General features: G+C 70.5%; 19 protein-coding genes and 2 tRNA genes. 3 read left to right on the top strand and 18 right to left on the bottom strand.

Annotated features, from left to right (window positions below; all coding sequences use genetic code 11):
• Positions 1 to 150: 150 nt before the first annotated feature.
• The 11 genes from ACWCXX_RS00775 to ACWCXX_RS00725 all read right to left on the bottom strand — a co-directional run bounded on the left by ACWCXX_RS00775 (position 151) and on the right by ACWCXX_RS00725 (position 9862).
• Positions 151 to 870 carry a hypothetical protein gene (locus ACWCXX_RS00775; RefSeq protein ID WP_451122856.1) on the bottom strand — a complete coding sequence of 240 codons (720 nt, stop codon included), beginning with the start codon at positions 868 to 870 and terminating at the stop codon, positions 151 to 153.
• A 245-nt stretch (positions 871 to 1115) separates the two neighbouring features.
• The gene (gene leuS / locus ACWCXX_RS00770; protein ID WP_451122854.1) at positions 1116 to 3989 is read right to left on the bottom strand and encodes a leucine--tRNA ligase; all 2874 of its coding nucleotides are present in this window, start codon (positions 3987 to 3989) and stop codon (positions 1116 to 1118) included.
• A 431-nt stretch (positions 3990 to 4420) separates the two neighbouring features.
• Positions 4421 to 4493, bottom strand: a tRNA-Ala gene (locus ACWCXX_RS00765).
• 142 nt (positions 4494 to 4635) lie between these two features.
• Positions 4636 to 4869, bottom strand: a complete 234-nt coding sequence (locus tag ACWCXX_RS00760) for a hypothetical protein (protein ID WP_015608461.1) — start codon at positions 4867 to 4869, stop codon at positions 4636 to 4638.
• A 698-nt stretch (positions 4870 to 5567) separates the two neighbouring features.
• A tRNA-Ala gene (locus tag ACWCXX_RS00755) sits at positions 5568 to 5640 on the bottom strand.
• Positions 5641 to 5825: 185 nt separating this feature from the next.
• Positions 5826 to 6479, bottom strand: coding sequence for a histidine phosphatase family protein (locus ACWCXX_RS00750; RefSeq protein WP_451123528.1), 654 nt, complete (start codon positions 6477 to 6479; stop codon positions 5826 to 5828).
• The gene (gene rsfS, locus ACWCXX_RS00745; protein ID WP_342285435.1) at positions 6476 to 6907 is read right to left on the bottom strand and encodes a ribosome silencing factor; all 432 of its coding nucleotides are present in this window, start codon (positions 6905 to 6907) and stop codon (positions 6476 to 6478) included. The genes ACWCXX_RS00750 and rsfS overlap by 4 nt, the downstream gene beginning before the upstream one ends.
• Before the next feature lie 114 nt (positions 6908 to 7021).
• Positions 7022 to 8785: an LCP family protein gene (locus ACWCXX_RS00740; protein WP_451122852.1), complete on the bottom strand. Its 1764-nt coding sequence runs from the start codon at positions 8783 to 8785 to the stop codon at positions 7022 to 7024.
• A gap of 19 nt (positions 8786 to 8804) precedes the next feature.
• Entirely contained in the window at positions 8805 to 9422 is a 618-nt protein-coding gene (gene nadD, locus ACWCXX_RS00735) for a nicotinate-nucleotide adenylyltransferase (RefSeq protein WP_451122850.1), read from the bottom strand.
• A 38-nt stretch (positions 9423 to 9460) separates the two neighbouring features.
• A complete protein-coding gene (locus tag ACWCXX_RS00730) occupies positions 9461 to 9625 on the bottom strand; it encodes a hypothetical protein (RefSeq protein WP_451122848.1) in 165 nt (54 codons plus the stop codon).
• 84 nt (positions 9626 to 9709) lie between these two features.
• A complete protein-coding gene (locus ACWCXX_RS00725) occupies positions 9710 to 9862 on the bottom strand; it encodes a hypothetical protein (RefSeq protein ID WP_451122846.1) in 153 nt (50 codons plus the stop codon).
• 108 nt (positions 9863 to 9970) lie between these two features.
• Between ACWCXX_RS00725 and ACWCXX_RS00720 the strand changes: the two genes are divergently transcribed.
• A complete protein-coding gene (locus ACWCXX_RS00720) occupies positions 9971 to 11071 on the top strand; it encodes a M48 family metallopeptidase (RefSeq protein WP_451122844.1) in 1101 nt (366 codons plus the stop codon).
• On the opposite strand, the gene ACWCXX_RS00715 is transcribed toward ACWCXX_RS00720, so the two are convergent.
• From ACWCXX_RS00715 to proB, 5 genes are all read right to left on the bottom strand, one after another.
• The gene (locus ACWCXX_RS00715; protein WP_451122842.1) at positions 11059 to 12165 is read right to left on the bottom strand and encodes an SCO2583 family membrane protein; all 1107 of its coding nucleotides are present in this window, start codon (positions 12163 to 12165) and stop codon (positions 11059 to 11061) included. The two genes, ACWCXX_RS00720 and ACWCXX_RS00715, sit on opposite strands and share 13 nt — an antisense overlap.
• Before the next feature lie 403 nt (positions 12166 to 12568).
• Complete coding sequence (locus ACWCXX_RS00710; RefSeq protein WP_451122841.1) at positions 12569 to 13150, bottom strand: SCO2584 family spore wall biosynthesis protein; 582 nt, start codon at positions 13148 to 13150, stop codon at positions 12569 to 12571.
• Between the two features lie 67 nt (positions 13151 to 13217).
• Positions 13218 to 14501 carry a glutamate-5-semialdehyde dehydrogenase gene (locus ACWCXX_RS00705; protein ID WP_451122839.1) on the bottom strand — a complete coding sequence of 428 codons (1284 nt, stop codon included), beginning with the start codon at positions 14499 to 14501 and terminating at the stop codon, positions 13218 to 13220.
• An 83-nt stretch (positions 14502 to 14584) separates the two neighbouring features.
• Positions 14585 to 15109 (bottom strand): hypothetical protein, encoded by a 525-nt coding sequence (locus ACWCXX_RS00700; protein WP_451122837.1) that lies wholly within the window; start codon positions 15107 to 15109, stop codon positions 14585 to 14587.
• Positions 15110 to 15252: 143 nt separating this feature from the next.
• Entirely contained in the window at positions 15253 to 16359 is a 1107-nt protein-coding gene (proB, locus tag ACWCXX_RS00695) for a glutamate 5-kinase (RefSeq protein WP_451123526.1), read from the bottom strand.
• A 446-nt stretch (positions 16360 to 16805) separates the two neighbouring features.
• Here proB and ACWCXX_RS00690 point away from each other — a divergent pair, with 446 nt between their 5' ends.
• Together ACWCXX_RS00690 and rfbC are read left to right on the top strand one after the other, a co-directional pair.
• On the top strand, positions 16806 to 18845 hold the full coding sequence (locus ACWCXX_RS00690; RefSeq protein ID WP_451122835.1) for a glycosyltransferase: 2040 nt from the start codon (positions 16806 to 16808) through the stop codon (positions 18843 to 18845).
• An 87-nt stretch (positions 18846 to 18932) separates the two neighbouring features.
• Entirely contained in the window at positions 18933 to 19532 is a 600-nt protein-coding gene (rfbC, locus tag ACWCXX_RS00685; RefSeq protein ID WP_451122833.1) for a dTDP-4-dehydrorhamnose 3,5-epimerase, read from the top strand.
• A 73-nt stretch (positions 19533 to 19605) separates the two neighbouring features.
• Here the strand turns inward: rfbC and ACWCXX_RS00680 are convergent, their stop codons facing one another.
• Together ACWCXX_RS00680 and rfbD are read right to left on the bottom strand one after the other, a co-directional pair.
• Complete coding sequence (locus ACWCXX_RS00680; protein ID WP_451123524.1) at positions 19606 to 20400, bottom strand: class I SAM-dependent methyltransferase; 795 nt, start codon at positions 20398 to 20400, stop codon at positions 19606 to 19608.
• 156 nt (positions 20401 to 20556) lie between these two features.
• On the bottom strand, positions 20557 to 21405 hold the full coding sequence (gene rfbD, locus ACWCXX_RS00675) for a dTDP-4-dehydrorhamnose reductase (protein WP_451123522.1): 849 nt from the start codon (positions 21403 to 21405) through the stop codon (positions 20557 to 20559).
• Between the last annotated feature and the right edge of the window lie 30 nt (positions 21406 to 21435).

The raw sequence follows: 21435 nt of genomic DNA, 5'->3' as shown, positions 1-21435 counted from the left end.
GATTACCTGGCGAGCCCGCGTCCCGGCAGTCCGGCCCCGGCCGAATGATCACTCCGGACCACCCCGGACCACTTCGGACCGCCCTGGTTCACTTCGCATCACTCCGGACCGCTCGGGAGCGCACTCTGACACTTCCGGTCGCCGAACGGCTCAGTTCGTCGTTTCGGGCCGTGCCGTCTTCTGCCACGGGTACTCGGTCCGCCGGCGCGGGTCCGGGCCCGTGAGCGCCTGGGCCGTGCCGTCGGCCGGTCCGCTCTTCTGCTCCCGGACCTGCGGGCCCGTCCCGTCCTGGGACCGTCCCTGCTGCCGGGCCGGCTCGTCGCTCTCCGTCGTCCAGTGCCGAAGCGCTCCCGCCTCCATGTCGATCTGCGCGTTCAGCGCGTCGAGATCGTCGTCGACGAACCGCCGCGCCCGGTCCCGCGCGGCCCACCGCAGCGAATCCGCGGAGTGCGTGATCCGCTCCGTGCGCTGCTTCAGGCCCGGCAGCAGCGAGGCGACGGTCGCCCGGTCGGGTTCGCGCTCCAGCCTCTTCAGCTCTTCGTCCAGCTCCCGCCCGTGCGCGCTCAGCCGCTGGAAGAGGCTCAGCGACTCCGAGAGCGAGGCGTCCTCGACGACCCCTCTCTGCAGCGCCTCCTGCGTGGCCCGCATGGATGTGCGCAACGCCAGCCTCAACTGCGCGAGCTCTGCGCCCACACCCGACTGGCCGTAGCTCTTCGCCCGCAGCGTGGTTTCCTCGACGGTGCGCCGCGCCTGGGTGATCGTGCGGTCCACGCCGCGCTTCGCCGCCCCGACTGCCTTGATGCCCGCGTACACGCCGAGGGCCACGAACGCGAAAAAGAGCAATCCCAGAATCAGGATCACGGCTTCCATGAGCGCCCCTCGGATGTCGTTTCGGCTGCCGGAGCAGCCCCCGGTCCCTCCACCGTAAACGGAAAAGGCAGGCCGAGGGTTCCTTCGGAACCCCCAACCTGCCCGTAGGGGAACGCCCCCATCCCTCCGTGTGCCGGTCAGCGCCCCGCAAGGGGCGGCCGTACCGTCACTCCACGCGTCCCGGACACGTCAGGCGCCGCACCTCACACGCCACGCCTCACGCATCGCACATGACGCGCCACACATCACGCGGGAACGATGTTGACCAGCTTCGGCGCCCGCACGATCACCTTGCGGATGCCCGCACCGCCCAGTGCCGCGACCACGGCCGGGTCGGCCAGGGCCAGCGCCTCCAGTTCCTCGTCCGTGATCGACGGGGAGATCTCCAGGCGGGCCCTGACCTTGCCCTTGACCTGGACGACGCAGGTCACGGCCTCGTCCACGACGTACGCCGGATCGGCGACCGGGAAGTCCTGGTGCACGACCGACTCGGTGTGCCCCAGTCGGCGCCACAGCTCCTCGGCGATGTGCGGCGCCAGCGGGGCCACCAGCAGCACCAGCGACTCGGCGACGGACCGGGGCAGCGGGCCGCCCGCCTTGGTCAGGTGGTTGTTCAGCTCGGTGACCTTGGCGATGGCCGTGTTGAAGCGCATCCCGGCCATGTCCTGGCCGACCCCGTCGATCGCCTTGTGCAGCGCACGCAGCGTCTCCTCGCCGGGCTCCGTGTCCACGACGGTGACCTCACCGGTCTCCTCGTCGACGACGTTGCGCCACAGCCGCTGCAGCAGCCGGTACTGGCCGACGACCGCGCGCGTGTCCCACGGCCGCGACACGTCCAGCGGGCCCATCGCCATCTCGTACAGACGCAGCGTGTCCGCCCCGTACTCGGCACAGATCTCGTCCGGGGTGACGGCGTTCTTCAGGGACTTGCCCATCTTGCCCAGGACGCGGCTGACCTTCTCGCCCTGGTAGTAGAACTGCCCGTCGCGCTCCTCGACCTCGGCCGCCGGGACCGCGATGCCGCGGCTGTCCCGGTAGACGAACGCCTGGATCATGCCCTGGTTGTACAGCTTGTGGAACGGCTCGGCGGACGAGATGTGACCCAGGTCGTGCAGCACCTTGGACCAGAAACGGGCGTACAGCAGGTGCAGGACGGCGTGCTCGGCGCCACCGACGTACAGGTCGACACCGCCGGTGGGCTGCCCCTCGCGCGGGCCCATCCAGTACTGCTCGATCGCAGGGTCGACCAGCTTCTCGTCGTTCTTCGGGTCCAGGTAACGCAGCTCGTACCAGCAGGAACCCGCCCAGTTGGGCATGGTGTTGGTCTCCCGGCGGTACTTCTTCGGGCCGTTGCCGTCGCCCAGGTCCAGCGTGACGTGGACCCAGTCGGCGTTCCGGGACAGCGGGGTCTCGGGCTGGGTGTCGGCGTCGTCCGGGTCGAAGGTGCGCGGCGAGTAGTCGTCGACCTCCGGCAGTTCCAGGGGCAGCATCGACTCGGGCAGCGGGTGGGCGACGCCGTCCTCGTCGTAGACGATCGGGAAGGGCTCGCCCCAGTAGCGCTGGCGGCTGAACAGCCAGTCGCGCAGCCGGAAGTTGACGGTGCCCTCGCCGACGCCGTGCTCCGTCAGCCATTCGGTGATCTTCGCCTTGGCAGCGACGACGCCCAGGCCGTTCAGCGAGATCTCGTCGTTGGCGGAGTTGACCAGCTTCGCCTCGTACGAGCCGAAGGCGTCCTCCCACGTCGAGGGGTCCGTGCCGCGGTCGTCCGAAGGCTCGACGACACAGCGCATCGGCAGCTCGAAGGCGCGCGCGAAGGCGAAGTCGCGCGCATCGTGCGCCGGCACGGCCATGATCGCGCCGGTGCCGTAGCCCATCAGTACGTAGTCGGCGATGAAGACGGGCACCTTCTCGCCGCTGACCGGATTGGTCGCGTACGCGCCGGTGAAGACCCCGGTCTTGTCCTTGGCCTCGGCCTGCCGCTCCACGTCGGACTTGGCGGCGGCCAGCTTGCGGTAAGCGGTGACGGCCTCGGCCGGTGTCGCGTGTCCGCCGGTCCACACCGGGTGGGTGCCCTCGGGCCAGGCGGCCGGGGTGATCCGCTCGACCAGCTCGTGCTCGGGCGCCAGCACCATGTAGGTGGCGCCGAACAGGGTGTCCTGGCGGGTGGTGAAGACGGTGATGCTGTCGGCGCCGTCGACCGGGAAGTCGACGCGCGCGCCCTCGGAGCGCCCGATCCAGTTGCGCTGCTGCAGCTTGATGGCCTCGGGCCAGTCCAGGCCGTCCAGGTCGTTCAGCAGCCGGTCGGCGTAGGCGGTGATGCGCATGTTCCACTGGCGCAGCTTGGCCTTGAAGACGGGGAAGTTGCCGCGCTCGGAACGGCCGTCGGCCGTCACCTCTTCGTTGGCCAGGACGGTGCCCAGGCCCGGCGACCAGTTGACGGGTGCGTCGGAGGCGTACGCCAGGCGGTACTCGCCCAGGACGTCCGCGCGCTCGACGGCGCTCAGGGCGCTCCAGTCACGGCCGTCCGGGGTGGGACGCGAACCGCTCTCGAACTGTTCGACCAGCTCGGCGATCGGGCGGGCCCGGTCGGCCTCGGTGTCGTACCAGGCGTTGAAGATCTGCAGGAAGATCCACTGGGTCCACTTGTAGTACTCCGACTCGATCGTGGCGAACGAGCGGCGCTTGTCGTGGCCCAGGCCCAGCCGGCGCAGCTGGGCGGTCATGTTCTCGATGTTGGCCTCGGTGGAGACCCGCGGGTGCGTGCCGGTCTGCACGGCGTACTGCTCCGCGGGCAGGCCGAAGGCGTCGAAGCCCAGGGTGTGCAGCACGTTGTGCCCGGTCATCCGCTGGTGACGGGCGAAGACATCGGTGGCGATGTAGCCCAGGGGGTGACCGACGTGCAGTCCCGCACCCGAGGGGTACGGGAACATGTCCATGATGAACTTCTTCGGCTTGGCGGCCTGCGCCGGATCGCCCGCCAGATCACCGGTCGGATTCGGCGCCTCGTACGTGCCCTCGGCGTCCCAGAAGTCCTGCCAGCGTGCCTCGATGTCGGCGGCCATCGCCGCCGTGTAGCGGTGCGGCGCAGCCGTCTCGGCTGCGGAATTCGTCTCGCTCATGATCCTCAAAGCTCCATCGATCGTCATCTGCCGGCGCCCACGTTTACGGACACTCGTCCACGGAAACGAAAAATCCCCTCGCACAGGAGGGGACGCCGCGCTGATTCCGACCAGGCGTTCTCACCGGTCGGGGCTGATCAGCGCGGCTCGCTAAGCAGAAGGCGTACGGCACGCATGGCGTCAGGGTACCGCACGGGTCCGGAACCGGGCCGGGTACGACCGAACCATGGGACCGGACCGCGGGGCGGGAGCACGGGGCCGAACCATCGGCGGAGCGGCCGTGCGGCGGAGCGCCCGGGAAGGCCACCGCCTTTCGTTCACGCACCCCCGGAGGGGTGTGCGCGCCCCGGAGGTCGGAGACCGCCCCGCCCACCACCGTTCATAGGAACGAAAAAGCGGGCCACTCTTACGAGTGACCCGCTTCCTCACTGTGGAGCTAAGGAGAATTGAACTCCTGACCTCCTGCATGCCATGCAGGCGCTCTACCAACTGAGCTATAGCCCCTTGCTTTGTTTCACCCGGTTCCCCCGGCGACATCGAGAACATTACCGGTGACCCCGCCACTCCACCAAATCGTTTCCCAGTCGCGTCGATTTGACCTATTTTGCGGCACCTCTGTCGGGGTCGACCAGCGGCACCGGGCGGGTCACGCCGTGGCGAAGGAGTAGAAGCGCTTGAGGGTGCAGTGCTCCTCCAGCAGCCGTCCGTAGATCGGCTCGCCCTCCAGCTCCCGATAGGTCTCGATCGGGTCGCCTTTTATGATCAGCGCCCGCGCACACTCCTCGCACCAGTACTGGTACTCCGGATTGATCGGATCCATGTCCCTGACGATGGGCGTACCGCTGCCGCACCAGTCACATTTCCGCCTGTGTGCACCCATGGGTCAGCTCCGGCTCCGGCTGTGGGCGGTACACCCGCGAGGAGCGCCGACGGTCCCGCCACGCACCCGGACCGCGCGGGGCGGGCCGGCGACACTGCGGCGGGCGCGGACGCGATGTCCGAGTACGACAGATGCTTCGGCGATTCCGGGGGCCGCAGGGGCTTCGGGGACAAGGAGCAGGTCCGGAACCTCGTGACGGCTCGCAGGCATCGCGCTCCCTCCCGTTCGGTCCGTCGCCCCCTCCGGCGTTCCGATTCTGCCATGACCCCGCAAGAGGGACGGCCTGCCGAAGACCCGATGGGTCGACGACGGCACGGAAACCCCGGGGACGCGTCTGCCGCGGCTGCTGCGGAGAGCCCGGCAGCGCCTGACAACTCCCTTGCGGAGAACCGGCCATGAGGGGGGTGCAACAGTGGTGACGAATCATCAGACAGTGGACCGGGGAGCACGTCCTGCACCGGACCGGCGAACGGGTCGGGCGGCGTACCGAGTGGGGCGGCGCCGGAGACCCGGGGCATCGTCGACACGCTCGATCCGCACCCGCCGTGGTCTGCCACGCGAGACACGACGTCCGGCCCCGCCCACCACACCCTGTTCCTCGTTCCCGGGATGGCGGACATGCGGAACGGCGCCGAAGGCGTCGAACGACGGGGACAACGAGAAGATCCCGCCCCTTGACAGGGACGGGATCTTGATTGTGGAGCTAAGGAGAATTGAACTCCTGACCTCCTGCATGCCATGCAGGCGCTCTACCAACTGAGCTATAGCCCCGCTGTTCGCTGTGTTTCTCTGCGTTTCCGCGCTGCGAACAAGAAGAACTTTAGCCTGCGACCTGCCAGAAAGTGAAATCCGGCCGACGGGAGGTCGGGGCGGACCTCCGTCCGCCACCCGGACCCGGCTTTGGGAGCGGGTCTTCGGCGGCCTCCGGGCCGAAGCCGGCCCCCGGGTGCCGGTTTCTAGGTGTCGTCACCGAGCACCGGCTCGGGCAGTGTGCCGGCGTTGTGCTCCAGCAGACGCCAGCCGCGCGCGCCCTCGCCCAGCACCGACCAGCAGCAGTTGGAGAGCCCGCCGAGTCCTTCCCAGTGGTGGGCCTCCAGCCCCAGCAGCCGTCCGATGGTGGTGCGGATGGTGCCACCATGGCTGACCACGACGAGCGTGCCGTTCTCGGGCAGTTTGTCGGCGTGTTCGAGCACGACCGGGGCGGCCCGGTCGGCGACCTCGGTCTCCAGCTCGCCGCCGCCCCGCCGCACGGGCTCGCCACGCTTCCACGCGGCGTACTGCTCGCCGTACTGCCCGACGATCTCCTCGTGCGTGAGCCCCTGCCAGGCGCCCGCGTAGGTCTCACGCAGCCCCGCGTCGTGCGCGACTCCGAGACCGGTGAGCGCGGCGAGCTCGGCGGCCGTGGCCGCCGCCCGCTGGAGGTCGGAGGCGACGATCGCGTCCGGCTTCAGCGAGGCGAGCAGCCGGGCGGCCCGACGGGCCTGCCCGACTCCGGCCTCGGTGAGCGCGATGTCCGTGGAACCCTGGAACCGGCGCTCCAGGTTCCATGCCGTCTGGCCGTGCCGCCAGAGGACGATCCTGCGGCCCCTGCCGCGTTTGTTCGCGTTCAGCTCTGCTCACCTTCCGTGCCGCCGGTGAGCCTGGCGTGCTCCTCGGCCTTGCCACGGGTCTTGACCGCGTCCTCGGGGAGCGCGATCTCGGGGCAGTCCTTCCACAGGCGCTCCAGCGCGTAGAAGACACGCTCCTCGCTGTGCTGGACGTGGATGACGATGTCGACGTAGTCGAGGAGGATCCAGCGCGCGTCCCGGTCGCCCTCGCGGCGCACCGGCTTGGCGCCGAGCTCCTTCTGGAGCCGCTCCTCGATCTCGTCGACGATCGACTTGACCTGGCGGTCGTTGGGGGCCGAGGCCAGCAGGAAGGCGTCCGTGATCGACAGCACGTCGCTGACGTCGTACGCGATGATGTCGTGCGCGAGCCGGTCGGCGGCCGCCTGGGCGGCAGCGTTGATGAGCTCGATGGAGCGGTCCGTGGCGGTCACAAGCAGGCTTTCGTCGGCGGTCAGATCGACCTCTAGGGTCTCACGGACCGCCGACAGCCCACGCAATGAACGTTCGAGTACCGGATCAGCGTCGTCCGGACAGCCAGGTCCGGGTCATTTGATCTTGTAGTCCTGGCCGAGCACGACGGACACGTCCGCGTTGGCGGCGGGCTTGCCCTGCTTCACCGCGTCCGCCGGCAGACCCAGGGTCTTGGCCACCTGTACCGCCTTCTCCTTGTCCTGGGCAGTCCTGTGGACGACCTCGGACGACGGCACGGCCCCGGCCGTACCACCGCCGACGAAGGCGTAGCCGCCATTGATCAGCTTGATCCTGGCGGACGCCGCGCTCTCCTTGTCACCGGTGGCGTCCTTGACGTCGACCCGTACCACGGCGTCCGCGTCCGGGGCCTTCACCGTGCCGCCCAGGATGTCCTTGACGACGCTCTCGGTGGCCGCGTCGGTGAGCGTGCCGTCCGGCTGGACCGGCAGCAGGGCCGTCTTGTAGTCGCCGACCTTGGCGTGCTGGGCGAGCTTCGCCAGGGAGGCGCCGAGGTCCTTCTCGGGGAGCGAGGGGTCGAGGATCTGCGCCAGCGTCTGCACGGTGACCGTGGCGGCCTTCGGGTCGTCCGAGACCTTCCGCAGCACGCTCCGCATGACCTCCCCGAACCGCATGAGCTGCTTCGCCTCCGCCTCGCCGGGTCCCCGGTAGGTGGCGTACGCGACGGCCATCCGGCCGCTCAGGGTCTGCGCCTCGCCCTTCTTCACCAGAGGTGAAGCACCCTTCTTCGTGTCGGGCACATCGGTGTCGGTGTCGATCTCGATGTTGCCGACCAGGTCGACGAGGGTCTCCAGGTAAGGGGTGTCGAGTCGCCACGTACCGCTGATGTCGGTGCCGAGCAGCGTGTCGATGGAGTCGCGGGTACCGGTGGTGCCGTCGTCCTCGACGGACTTGCCGAGGGTGGTCGTGGCGCCCTCGTCGTCGGAGACCATGAGCGAGTTGGGCAGCAGGACCGTGGTTCCCTGCTTGGTCGTCACGTTGTCGACGAGCAGCGCCGTGGAGGTGCCGCCCCTCTTGGTGTTGTGCAGGTGGACCACGATGACGTCCCGCTGCTGCGGCCCCGCGGACGCGGTGTTGTCCTTCTCCGAGCCGGACAGGCCGGGAATCTTTCCGGCGGACCAGAGGTAGCCGACGCCGCCGACCACGACCAGGGCCACCACGACTATCAGTGCGACCATGCGGTTGCGGCCGCGGCGCCGCGCCTCCTCGCGCCGCTCGCTGCGGCTCTCGGTGAACTTCAGCCAGTCGATGACGTCCTCGGAGTCCTCGTCCGGCTCCTCGATGAAGGAGAACTGCTCGGTGCGGTAGTCGCGGTCGGCGCGGCGCTGCCCGGGGACGGCCGCCTCCGGCTCGGCCCCGAAGCGGGGCTCGGGTTCGGGTTCCCGCGGAGCCGGTTCGGGCGCGGGCGGCGCGGGAGGTGCCTGTGCCGGCGGGGACGGCTGCGCGGTCGCCTGCTGCGGGACGCTCCACTGCTGGGTGGTGTCGACCGCGGCGGGCTGCCGGCCGGTGTCGTGGCCGTAGCCGTCATGGCCCCCGTAGCCCGGCTGTTGGGGCTGTTGGGAGGCGTACGGGTCGTACGGCTGCTGGAAGTGCTGCGGGGGCTGGGGCTGATGCTGGGCGTACGGGTCGTATCCGTATCCCGGATCGGCCTGCTGTCCGGCCTGTTGGTGAGGCTGCTGCAACTGCTGGTGCTGCTGGGAGGCGTACGGGTCGTATCCCTGCTGACCGGCCTGCTGGTACACCGGCTGCCCGTACTCGTCGTAGCCGATGATCTGCGGCTGCTGGTAGTACGGGTCGTACGGGTTCTGTCGGTCGTTCACCGGTGCCCCTCTGCGTCGCTCATTCGCCGCGGTACAGCTGGCGCTTGTCGATGTAGCGGACCACGCCGTCCGGCACCAGGTACCAGACCGGATCCCCCTGCGCGACTCTCTCACGGCAGTCCGTGGACGAGATGGCGAGCGCGGGAACCTCCACGAGGGAGACGCCGCCCACCGGCAGCCCCACGTCCGTGAGCACGTGCCCCGGCCGTGTCACCCCGATGAAGTGGGCGAGCGAGAACAGTTCGTCGGCGTCCCGCCAGGTGAGGATCTGGGAGAGCGCGTCGGCACCGGTGATGAAGAAGAGGTCGGCCTCACCGTGGATCGCGTGCAGGTCCCGCAGCGTATCGATGGTGTAGGTGGGGCCGCTGCGGTCGACGTCGATCCGGCTGACGGAGAACTGCGGGTTGGACGCCGTCGCGATGACCGTCATCAGATAGCGGTCCTCGGCCGGGGACACGTGCTTGTGGCTCTTCTGCCACGGCTGCCCGGTCGGGACGAAGACGACCTCGTCGAGGTGGAACTGGGCGGCCACCTCGCTGGCCGCCACCAGGTGTCCATGATGGATCGGATCGAACGTCCCGCCCATCACGCCGAGTCGGCGCTTTTCGCGGCCGGTAGGCACTTCCTGCTCTCCCATGCGTGCAGAGCCTACTGGCACAGCTGTACGCCTCTGTCTCAGCGGTCGCGGTTGAAGCGCGTGGTGATCCACAGCAGGAGCATCAGCACGACGAACGCACCGCCCCCGGTGACGTACGGGCTGAGGCTTTCGTGGTTGCCACCGAGCTCGCCGCCCTCGGAGGCGAGAGTGACCAGCTGGTGTGCGGTGCTCGTGAGGCTCATCTTCGGCAGGCCCTATCGATCGGGAGTCGGAAGGAGGACGTCGCGCACATCGTATGCGGGCGCCCCGGGCACGCTCACGCCGACTCAGTCGTTGTTGTCGTCGTTGCGGTATCCGCGGAGCAGGAACCAGCCGAGCAGGGCGGCTCCGACGAGCGAGACGAGCAGCACGACACGGAGCGTGTTGCCGGGTCCCTGCTCCCCGGATGCGGCGGCGAGCAGAGCAACGGTTTGCGGCATGTCGGGCGTCTCCTCTGTTATCCACAGCCCCCGCACACCGTAGCCCCAGCACCTACGCTGGGTTTTGTCAGGGGGCGAGCGACGTCTCGTACGAACAGGGGGCCATCCATGACCGACCACAGCCACGAGAACGTGCCCAGCAGGCAGCGCAGGCGCTTCACGGGCATCTCGTCCCGGGCCTACGAGCACCCGGCGGACCGCTCGGCCCTGGTGGCCCTGCGCAAGCTGAGCGGTTTCGACACCGTCTTCAAGACGCTGAGCGGCCTGCTGCCCGAGCGCAGCCTGCGACTGCTCTTCCTCTCCGACTCCGTCCGGGTGAGCGACGCCCAGTTCGCCCACCTCAACGACATGTTGCGGGACGCCTGTTACATCCTGGACCTGGAGAAGGTCCCCCCGATGTACGTCAATCAGGACCCGCAGCCCAATGCCATGTGCATCGGCCTGGACGAGCCGATCATCGTGGTGACGACGGGGCTGGTGGAGCTGCTCGACGAGGAGGAGATGCGGGCCGTCGTCGGCCACGAGGTGGGACACGCCCTCTCCGGTCACGCCGTGTACCGCACCATCCTGCTGTTCCTCACCGGCATGGCGCTGAAGGTCGCCTGGATCCCGCTCGGCAACGTCGCGATCATGGCTCTCGTGACGGCGCTGCGCGAATGGTTCCGCAAGTCGGAGCTGTCGGCCGACCGGGCCGGGCTGCTCGTCGGCCAGGACCTCCAGGCCTCGATGCGCGGACTGATGAAGATCGCGGGCGGCAACCACCTGCACGAGATGAACGTGGACGCCTTCCTCGCCCAGGCCGACGAGTACGAGAAGGGCGGCGACCTGCGCGACTCGGTGCTCAAGATCCTCAACCTGCTGCCCCGCTCCCACCCGTTCACCACGGTCCGCGCGGCCGAGCTGAAGAAGTGGTCCGAGACCCGCGACTACCAGCGGATCATGGACGGCCACTACCCGCGGCGCGACGAGGACAAGGACACCTCGGTGACCGACTCCTTCCGGGAGTCCGCGTCCCACTACGCGGACACGGTGCGCACCAGCAAGGACCCCCTGATGAAGCTGGTCGGCGACATAGCGGGCGGCGCCGGGGACCTGGGCGGCAAGCTCCGCGACAAGTTCACCGGCCAGGGCGGGGGCACGGCGGGCAAGGGCGCCAAGGGCAGCGCCACGGACGGGGCCGCGGCGCCGGAGGGTACTCAGGAGCCCTGAGAGGACGCGGACCGGCCCGGGGACTGCTGAGGGGCCTCGGTCTTCAGGGTGCCGCAGAGCGCCGCCGTGGGCCCGCCCGTCGCGTACGGGTCGGTGCCCGCCGGGCCGCGGTGGGAGGCGTGCTGCCCGGCGAGCAGCGGCCGCAGCGCACCGGTGGTGTCCGCCGGGCACGACTGCGGTCCGGCCTGGACGTAGCTGGTGCGCACCTCCAGCCGGTGCAGCCGCAGGTCCTCCCTGTCGAAGCGGAAGTGCAGCTCGCGCCGCACGGTGAAGAGCGAGACGTCGCCCGTCGCCCGCGGCCCCGCGCCGGCCGGGCGGAGCGTGTAGGTGAAGGTGTGGTCCGACACCACCTCCAGGGTGTCGGTCCCCTCCTCGGCGTAGCTGAGGGTGCCCTGGACCCGTATGTCCGGCCCGGCGAGGGCCACCTTCGCCGGGTCGAACCGCACCAGCCACCCGGTCGCGGCGTGCCGGCCGTCGTCGGTCGGGTGGTCGACGCTCTGCTCGAACTGGGCGGTCTGATCGGGGTCGAGCAGCATCTGCACCGGTCGCACGACGCCCCCGGTGAGGACGTCGGGGTCGAGCGAGGACGCCACCAGGTAGTCCTTGGCCGTGGTCAGGGCCGTCGCCACCTGACTGTCCGAGAAGTTGTCCGTCCGCGCGACCACCGGCAGGTTGATGCCTTCGGCCCCCTTCGCGAACTGTGCCGCGGGGCTCTTCGCAAGGAGACCGGCAGCCGTTCCGCCGGGTACGGCGCCCAGGGGCGCCAGGGGCACGACGGTCGACCTCATGGGCTCGGCCCGGCTGCCGACGGGAGGCTGGTAGGGGTGGCGAAGGCCCATGTACACCGCCGTCCCGAAAGCCAGGGTGATCAGGAGGATCAGGGCGACGACGGCCCTGGAGCCGGCGCGGAAGCGGCGGGAGGGCAGGCTGCGCACGGCGGGGGCGTGATCCGTCAGGCGCTCCTGGGCGGAGAATTCCTGCAGCCGGGCAGCGCGCACAAACGATTCGTCGAAGACGAGGGACCGGTACTCGTCCTCGCCTCCGCCCGCCGGATTCTCGGGCGGACCTTCTGGCGGTTTTCCATGGCCTGCCATGACTTCTCCCGACTCCACGTCACCGGGCGGGCCGGAACGCTTCGCTCTGCTTCGGCCGGACGGCTTCGGACAGGGCCTGCCCGTCATGGGTTCGCATGACGTCGCACCACTGCGCATGTACGGACGAGCGAGAAGCCCCCTCGGTGAGAGGGGTCACACTTTCAGGGTAGGTCGATCGGGGCCGGGGTAAACGCCCGGCCGCGAAGAACCGGCCGGGAGCTTTCCCCGGTCCCCCGAGAGCACCGTCGATCCCGCCGCAAAGCGGAAGGGATCGGATTGCACGGGCTATGTGTCTGCACACGGGTGGATATCGCACCGGAACGCGCTCATCCGGCCACCCACGGTGAGCGGTCGCGTGCGGGAGCACGGGCGCGTGGCCCGGGGCACGAGGAAGGCGGGGCCGTCAGCCCGTGCGGGGCGTGGCGGACGCCGTGGGCCTGACGCGGTCCGCGGGGGCGGAGGGGACGGCTCCGGGGCCCGTGTCCACACCGGTGGTGGCGGGCGGCGGGGCGGGTTCCTGGCGGCTGCCCGACGCGTTGCGGTAGACGGCGCTGAAGGCGAGCGCGATCATGCCGATCCCCATCAGCACCGCGAGCAGCCAGGCCACCGGCCGGTGCCAGCGCGCGGCACCCCGGTAGGGGCGCAGGGCGCCGCCGTGCCGTCCGTAGGGGCTGCCGGGGGCGTCGGGGCCGAGGGGGTCGCCGTAGGGGCCCTCGTGGTCGTACCCGTCGCCCTGACCGTGTCCCTCGTCGTAGAGGTCCTCGTCCAGCTGGGCGCCGCCCGCGCGTGCCCGGGACGCCTCGGCCTCGGCGCGTGCCTGAGCGGCTGCCAGCAGCCGCTCCACCGCGGTCGGTTCGTGGATCTCGGCGGCCCGTACGAAGTCCTCGTCGAACACCACGGAGGCGAAGTCCTCGTCCGCGCCCCCGCGGTCGTCGTCGGGCTCCCAGCCGTCCGGGAACGGCCTGCCCCCCACGTCGTCCGGCACGGCTCCAGACTAGCCCCGCCGGGTCGTTCTGGGCAGGGAGCCCGCGACATTCACCGGCCCCGGAAGGTCACCGCACATGGCCGTCGCCCGTGACGATGTACTTCGTCGAGGTGAGCTCCGGCAGCCCCATCGGGCCCCTGGCGTGCAGTTTCTGCGTGGAGATGCCGATCTCGGCGCCGAAGCCGAACTGGCCGCCGTCGGTGAAGCGGGTGGAGGCGTTCACGGCCACCGTGGTGGAGTCCACCAACTGGGTGAAGCGGCGGGCCGCCGCCTGGGAGGTGGTCACGATCGCCTCGGTGTGGCCGGAGGACCAGAGCCGGATGTGGGCGACGGCCGCGTCCAGCGAGTCCACGACGGCCGCGGCGATGTCGTAGGAGAGGTACTCGGTCTCCCAGTCCTCCGGCGTCGCGGGCACCACGGTGGCCCTGGACCCCTCGGCGTGCGCGAGGACCCGCTCGTCGCCGTGCACGGTCACGCCCGCCTCGGCCAGCGCGTCCAGGGCCCTCGGCAGGAATTGGTCGGCGACGTCCCGGTGGACCAGGAGCGTCTCGGCGGCGTTGCAGACGCTCGGGCGCTGCGCCTTGGAGTTGACCAGGATCTCCACGGCCATGTCGAGATCGGTCTGCGCGTCCACGTAGACGTGGCAGTTGCCGGTGCCGGTCTCGATGACGGGCACCGTGGACTCCTCGACCACCGTGCGGATCAGCGAGGCGCCGCCGCGCGGGATGAGGACGTCGACGAGGCCGCGGGCCCGCATCAGTTCCCGCACCGAGTCGCGGCTCTCGCCCGGCACCAGCTGTACCGCGTCGGCGGGCAGGCCGGAGCCGCCGACCGCGTCCCGCAGCACCCGTACGAGCGCGGTGTTGGAGGCGTACGCGGAGGACGAGCCGCGCAGCAGGACGGCGTTCCCGGACTTCAGGCAGAGGGCCGCGGCGTCGACCGTCACGTTGGGCCGGGCCTCGTAGATGATGCCGACCACGCCGAGCGGCACCCGGACCTGGCGCAGGTCGATGCCGTTGGGGAGCGTCGAGCCGCGGACGACCTCGCCGACCGGGTCGGGCAGCGCCGCCACGTGCCGCACGTCGGCCGCGATGGCGCGGATCCGTTCGGGGGTGAGGGTGAGCCGGTCGATGATCGACTCGCTGGTCCCGGCCTCGCGGGCGCGGGCGACGTCCTCGGCGTTGGCCGTGACGATCTCGCCCGTCCGCACCTCCAGCGCGTCCGCGACGGCCAGGAGCGCGTCGTCCTTTGCCGCGCGGGGCAGCGGCGCGAGGTCGGCGGCGGCGGAGCGGGCCCGGTAGGCGGCCTGGGCGACCGGGGACATGTTGTCGTACGGCGAGAGCGTGGTCATGCCCGCAGGGTAGTGCGCACACTGCGGGCATCCGTCACGTATCCCGTGATGCGAGACAACTCCCCCGCCGGCCGCCGCGGCGGTCAGTACGGGTGCACTCCCACCGGGGCGGCCGGGGGTGGCCCGTACCCCTCGGCGACGCGCTGGTGGTACGTCTCGCGGTCGATGACCTCCAGGCCGACGATCTCCCAGGGCGGGAGCCGGGCGGTGGACCGGTGCTCCCCCCACAGTCGCAGGGCGACGGCCGCCGCGTCGTGCAGGTTCTGGGCCTCTTCCCAGTAGCGGATCTCCGCGTGGTCGTCGGCGTACCGGCTGGTCAGCAGGAAGGGGTGGTCGTGCGCGAGCTGTTCGAGCCCGCGTCTGACCTCCTTCAGGGGGGTCGCCTCGCCCGAGACGCTGAGCGTGATGTGCCACAGCCTCGACGGGGTGCGTTCCTCCTTCACCGCCTCCGGGGCGGGTTCCTTCACCGCCGTCGGTCCAAAACCGGTGGTCCGGTCGTCCTCACGGTCCGCGGACCCGCCGCCGTCGAAATCGGTTCCCGCTCCGACGCTGGTCAGGGCCCGGCCGGCCGTTCCTCGGGGCGGCGCCCCCGGGCGCGCTCGTCTCACCGGCGGCCTCCTGTGAATGCGTTCGCTGTGCTGTACCCCGCTGTGTCCCCGTTACAAAGTTGACCAGTCCTCGGCCGGGAATGGGGTGGTTTTCGTGAAGGTCTCCTGTGCGGGCCCCGACTTTCAGCCGTTTCGGGAGGCCGTCAGGAGTGCAGTACGACCAGATCGTCCCTGTGTACGATCTCGCGCTCGTAGGCCGGGCCGAGCTCCCGTGCCAGGTCGCGGGTGGACCGGCCGAGCAGCTGCGGGATCTCCTTGGCGTCGAAGTTGACGAGGCCGCGCGCCACGGGCCGGCCCCCGAGATCGCGCAGCTCCACCGGGTCGCCGGCCGTGAACTCGCCCTCGACCCCGGCGATCCCGGCGGGCAGCAGCGAGCTGTGGCGCTCCACGACCGCGCGCACGGCCCCGTCGTCGAGGGTCAGCGAGCCCTGCGGGGTGGAGGCGTGGGCGAGCCAGAGCAGCCGGTCGGCCGAGCGGCGTCCGGTGCGGTGGAAGTACGTGCCGGTGTCCCGTCCGGCCAGGGCGTCGGCGGCCCGGCTCGTCGAGGTGAGAACGACCGGGACCCCGGCGGCCGTGGCGATCCGGGCGGCCTCGACCTTGGTGACCATGCCGCCGGTGCCGACGCCGGCCTTCCCCGCGCTGCCGATGGTCACGCCCGCGAGGTCCTCCGGGCCGGTCACCTCGGCGATCCGCACGGTTCCCGGGGTGCTGGGGTCGCCGTCGTAGAGGCCGTCGACGTCCGAGAGGAGGACCAGCAGATCGGCGCGGACGAGATGGGCGACGAGCGCGGCGAGCCGGTCGTTGTCGCCGAACCGGATCTCGTCGGTGGCGACGGTGTCGTTCTCGTTGACGACCGGGAACGCGCCCATGTCCAGCAGCTGGTCGAGGGTGCGGCAGGCGTTGCGGTAGTGGGCGCGGCGGCTGGTGTCGTTGCTGGTCAGCAGCACCTGGCCGACGCGTACGCCGTACCGTGCGAAGGAGGCGGTGTAGCGGGCGACGAGCAGTCCCTGGCCGACGCTGGCGGCGGCCTGCTGCCGGGCCAGGTCCTTGGGGCGGCGGTGCAGCCCGAGCGGGGCGAGCCCGGCCGCGATGGCGCCGCTGGAGACGAGCACGATCTCGCGCTCCCCGCCGCTGCGCACCTTGGCCAGTACGTCGACGAGCGCGTCGACCCGGTCCGCGTCCAGACCGCCCGCCGCAGTGGTGAGGGAGGAGGAACCGACCTTGACCACGATCCTGCGGGCCTCTGCGATGCCCTGCCTTGCCCCTGACACGTCCATCCCCAATGAGTTCGGCCTCTCGCCCAGCCCCCGCAATCTACGCGAGCGGCGGCGGGGGCGCTCGGGCGTTCCGCTCCCTGGACCCGTGCCGTCCGCCTCGTGGCCCCGGCCGACCGCCTCACGGCCTCGACCCGCCCCGGCCTGCTCGGGGAAAAGCGGATCAATACTTTCCGCTTTCCTCTTCGGCAGTCCCTTCACACGAAGGAACCGTGAATACGGAATATTCGTTCGGAACTCGTGAAGGCATCCGGTCACGCTTGGCGAAATCATTGCGGTCCAGGCGGGCAACCATCGGGGCACCTCGACCATCTAACAGCCGATAGGGTGCACGGCGGGTGGTTCACCACGCCCATTTTCCAGCGGCACGGGCCCGCATCAGCCGCCGCCAGAGGGACTTCTACAGACATGGGACAGCAGCAATGCCAGTCAAAGTAAGTGTCGTCATTCCTGTGTACAACCCGGGCAAGTACATCGAACCCTGCATCGACTCGCTTCTGCGGCAGACCCTCCCGGCAGGGGATTTCGAAGTTCTCTTCGTCAACGACGGCTCGACGGACGACACTCGCGAGAGACTTGAGAAGCTGGCCGGGGAGCACCCGCATTTCCGTGTCATCACCATCCCGAATTCCGGCTGGCCGGGAAAGCCCCGCAACATCGGCGTGGACGAGGCGAAGGGCGAGTACGTCCAGTTCGTCGACCAGGACGACCACCTCGCCTCCGACGCCCTGCGCCGGCTGTACGAGATGGGGCGGCGCAACGGCTCCGACATCGTCATCGGCAAGGTGGCCAGCAACTTCCGCGGCGTCCCGCACGGCGTGTTCAAGAAGAACCGCGAGAAGTGCACGCTGCGTGACGCCCCGCTGTACGACAGCCTCACGCCGCACAAGATGTTCCGTACGGAGTTCCTCCGCGAGAACGGCATCGCCTACCCCGAGGGAAAGCGGCGCCTGGAGGACCAGCTCTACATGATGAAGGCCTACTTCCCGGCGCAGGTCGTCTCCATCCTGGGCGACTACACCTGCTACTTCTACTCCCGCCGCGACGACGGCAAGAACGCGGGATCCACCAGGATCGTCCCGGCCGACTACTACGGCAACCTCCGCGAGGTCCTGGACGTGGTGGTGGCCAACACCGAGCCGGGCGAGTTCCGGGACCTGCTGCTGCGCCGCTTCTACCGCGTCGAGATGCTCAGCAGGCTCAGCGAACCCGCGGTGGTCAAGTACCAGCCCGACTTCTTCGACCAGATGTGCGACGCGATCCGGCCGCTGGCCCACGACTTCATGGGCGACGGGGTGCACGACGGCCTCGGCCCGCTGCTGCGGACCCGCTCCACCCTCCTGCGCGAGGACGACCGGGAGGGGCTGCTCCGGATCGCCCGGTTCGCCGGGTCCGTCAAGGCGGCGGCCCGGCTGGAGGAATTCGCCTGGCAGCCGGACGGCCGCGTCGCCGTCACCGTCACCGCCCGGCTGGTCCAGGGCGAGGACGAAGCACCGGTGAAACTGCTGCGCCGGGACGGCCGTTACTTCCTGCACCCGGACAACGGGGACGGGAAACCGGCCGAGGACGAGCTCCTCGACGTCACCGACGACCTCGACGGCTTCTCCGCCGAACTGTCCCTGCGCAACCGCGAGACGGCCGTCGAGTGGCCCTGCCCCGCGACGTTCACCAGGCGGATCGAGGACCTCGGCGACGGAGCCTGCGAGGTGGTCCTGCACGGCAGCGGCCACGTCTCCTCGGAGGCGGTCGGGCGCCGCGGCCGGGTCTCCCGCGGCTTCTGGGACATCTGGGTGCCGCTGCGCGGCCTGGGCCTGGTCCGCAAGGCACGGCTCGGCGCCGATCGCGCGCCCGGGGTGGGCACGGCCTGCCTGCCCGCCTCGCTCGGCTCCCCGGCCCGCGCCGTCGTCCCGTACTTCACCGACCCGTTCGGCAACCTCACGCTCGACGTCGCCCGGCGCAGCAAGAAGCTCGCGACCTATCTGGCCGACCGGCCCGTCATGCGGACCCCGGGCCGCCGGACCGAGCTCCGGCTGGAGCTCTTCACCACCGCCACGACCGGCGTCTCCGCCGTCCAGCTGGTCCTGAGCCGGCCCGACGGGGCCGGCTCGTCCGTGCACACGCTGCGCACCTCGCTCCACCCGACGGGCGGCCGGGCCCACATCACCGTGCCCGCCCGCGCCTCCGGCGTGGCACCGGGCGCCTGGAACCTCGCCGTCCGGCTGGACGGCGAGCAGGGCCCCGCGCTCGCCCTCTGCGACGTCACCATCGCCGAGGACGGCCGGATCGAGGTGGACCCGAAGCTGCCCGAGGTCCCCGCGGAGCTCATGGCCGATGTGGCCACCCAGCGCCGGAAGGCCGCCCTGCACCGCGCGCTGCGCACCGTCGGCGGTCCGATCGTGCGCAGGCTCCCGCCGCAGGGCCGCAAGCGCGCACGCCGTCTCGCCGCCCGGCTCACCGGCTGACCCGCGCCCCGCGCATCCGCCGTCCCCCGCACGGGTGACGGCCCGCAGGAACCAGAACCAGACACATCGGAACAAGGACGTGATCGCATGCGGCAGCTCTCCATCGCAGGGGCCTGGGTGCACGAGCCCAAGGTCTTCCCGGACAGCCGCGGCAGCTTCCACGAGTGGTTCAAGGCGTCGGAGCTCAGCGAGGCCGTCGGGCACACGCTGCGGCTCGCGCAGGCGAACTTCTCCGTCTCCAGCCGGGGGACGCTGCGCGGCGTGCACTTCGCCGACGTGCCGCCGAGCCAGGCCAAGTACGTCAAGTGCGTGCGCGGCGCGGTGCTCGACGTGATCGTGGACATCCGGGTCGGCTCCCCCACGTACAAGCGGTGGGAGGCCGTCCGCCTCGACGACGTCGACCACCACGCCGTCTACCTCGCCGAGGGGCTCGGCCACGCCTTCATGGCGCTGACGGACGACGCCTCGGTCGCCTATCTGTGCTCCGAGGGCTACGCGCCCGGCCGCGAGCACGGCATCGACCCGCTCGACCCCGAGCTGGGCATCGAGTGGCCGCAGGGCGTCACCCCGCTGCTGTCCGACAAGGACGCCGCGGCACCCTCGCTGGCCGAGGCGGAGGCGCAGGGCCTGCTGCCCTCGTACGAGGCGTGCCAGGAGTACTACGCGCAGCTGCGCGCCCGCGGCTGAGTCCCGGGCGGGAGAACGCCGGAGCCCCTGCGATCCGTAGGGATCGCAGGGGCTCCGTGCCGTCGGGGGGCGGTCAGCCCGTCACCCTCTTGATGCGGGTGCGCAGCGGGGCGAACGCCGAGCGCGGGCGGTGCAGGTTGCGGGCGCGCGTCAGGGCCGGCCAGAAGTCGGCGCGGAGCAGCGCCTCGGGCCGGACGGCGTTCTTGCGCGCCAGCACCTCCTCGGGCACGTCCTGCGGGTCGGGCACGACGTACTCCTCGACGATCTTGTCGTACGCGTTCTTCAGGACGGTGCTCTCCGGGTCGGCCCCGAACACCACGACCACGCCGGTCGGTTCCGTGTCCACCTCGACGACCACCAGGTCGGGGCGGTAGCGGCGCAGCACCTGCGCCACCTTGTACACGTCGCCGGTCCAGTACTTGGTGTGCCGGTCGCGGGCCGCCTCGTCGATGTCGCGGGGCAGCATGTCGTCCAGCACGATCACGCTCGACCAGCGGGAGTGCTTCTCGACGTTCATGAAGTCGCGCAGCGCGTATTCGAAAAGGTGCATGCCGTCGATGAAGGCGAGTTCCAGCTTCGGGTCCCCGCCGAGCAGATTGAGCGGGTCGCGGCGGGCGAGGGCGCGGAACGGATTGCGTCCGTTGCGCAGGTGCAGCAACGGGTCCTTGCGGGCGAAGAATGCGTCGCTCGTCGCCTTGACCAGGTGGACGTCGCAACTGATGTCCGTCACGACCCGGAAGGCGGGGTCGACGGCGACGGAAGGGACCCGCGAGAGGGCCAGGCTTCTGCCGTCGTTGACCCCGATCTCCAGATAGTTCCGAGGACGGTAGATGCGGTGCAGATGGCGCAGGAACTCGTGGCGGTTCACGTGGAGCAGCCCTTCGAAGGAAACCAACTGGTCTGGTTCCCGGCGAAGTTACCCCATGACCGCACTGCGATGTAAGCGTTCCCCCCGATGTAAACCTTCATTGTGAACATCTTTGGAATTCGATGGGATTCGATCATCGGCATGGCCATTTTCTGATCACTGCCGCTCGGCCGCGAGAAGTGCCGGGAACGCCTCTTCCAGTGCCGCCCGCCAGTCCCGCACCGGTTCGATTCCCGCCCCGGCCCAGCGGTCGTGGCCCAGCACGCTGTATGCAGGACGCGGCGCGGGGCGGACGAACGCCTCGCTGGTGGTGGGTCTCACCCGTTCGGGGTCGGCGCCCAGGAGCCGGAAGATCTCCCGGGTGAAGCCGAACCAGGTCGTCTCGCCGCCGCTGGTGCCGTGGTAGACGCCGGCGGGGGCGGTGCCCGCGAGGGCGGCCCGGCCGAGCCGGACCAGCCGGTCGGCCAGGTCGACGGTCCAGGTGGGCTGGCCGCGCTGGTCGTCCACCACGTCGAGGGTGTCCTTGACGCCCTCCAGCTTGATCATCGTACGGACGAAGTTGCCGCCGCCCGCGCCGTACAGCCAGGCGGTGCGGACCACGTAGCCGGTGTCCGGCAGGGTGCTCAGCACCGCCCGCTCGCCGGCCAGCTTGGTGCGGCCGTAGGCGCTGCGCGGTCCGGTCGGGTCGTCCTCGGCGTAGGGCTTCCCGCCGTCACCGGCGAAGACGTAGTCGGTGGAGACCTGGAGGAGCACGGCGCCGTGCTCGCGGCACGCCTCGGCGAGGACGGCGGGGCCCGTGCCGTTGACCCTCAGCGCGGCGTCCTCCTGGGACTCGGCGTCGTCGACCGCGGTCCAGGCCGCACAGTTCACCACGACGGCGGGGCTGTGCTCCTCGAAGGCCGCGCGCACCGACACGGGGTCGGCGACGTCGACGGCCGCCCGGTCCGCGGCGACCGCGGTGACGTCCTCGGCGGCGAGCCGGGCCAGGACGTCCCGGCCCAGCATCCCGGCGGCCCCGGTGACCAGCCAGACGGC

Source organism: Streptomyces sp. NPDC001732 (genome assembly GCF_053596315.1).
Note: the sequence above shows the minus strand (reverse complement) of the source record. Positions and strands in the feature narration are given on the sequence as shown.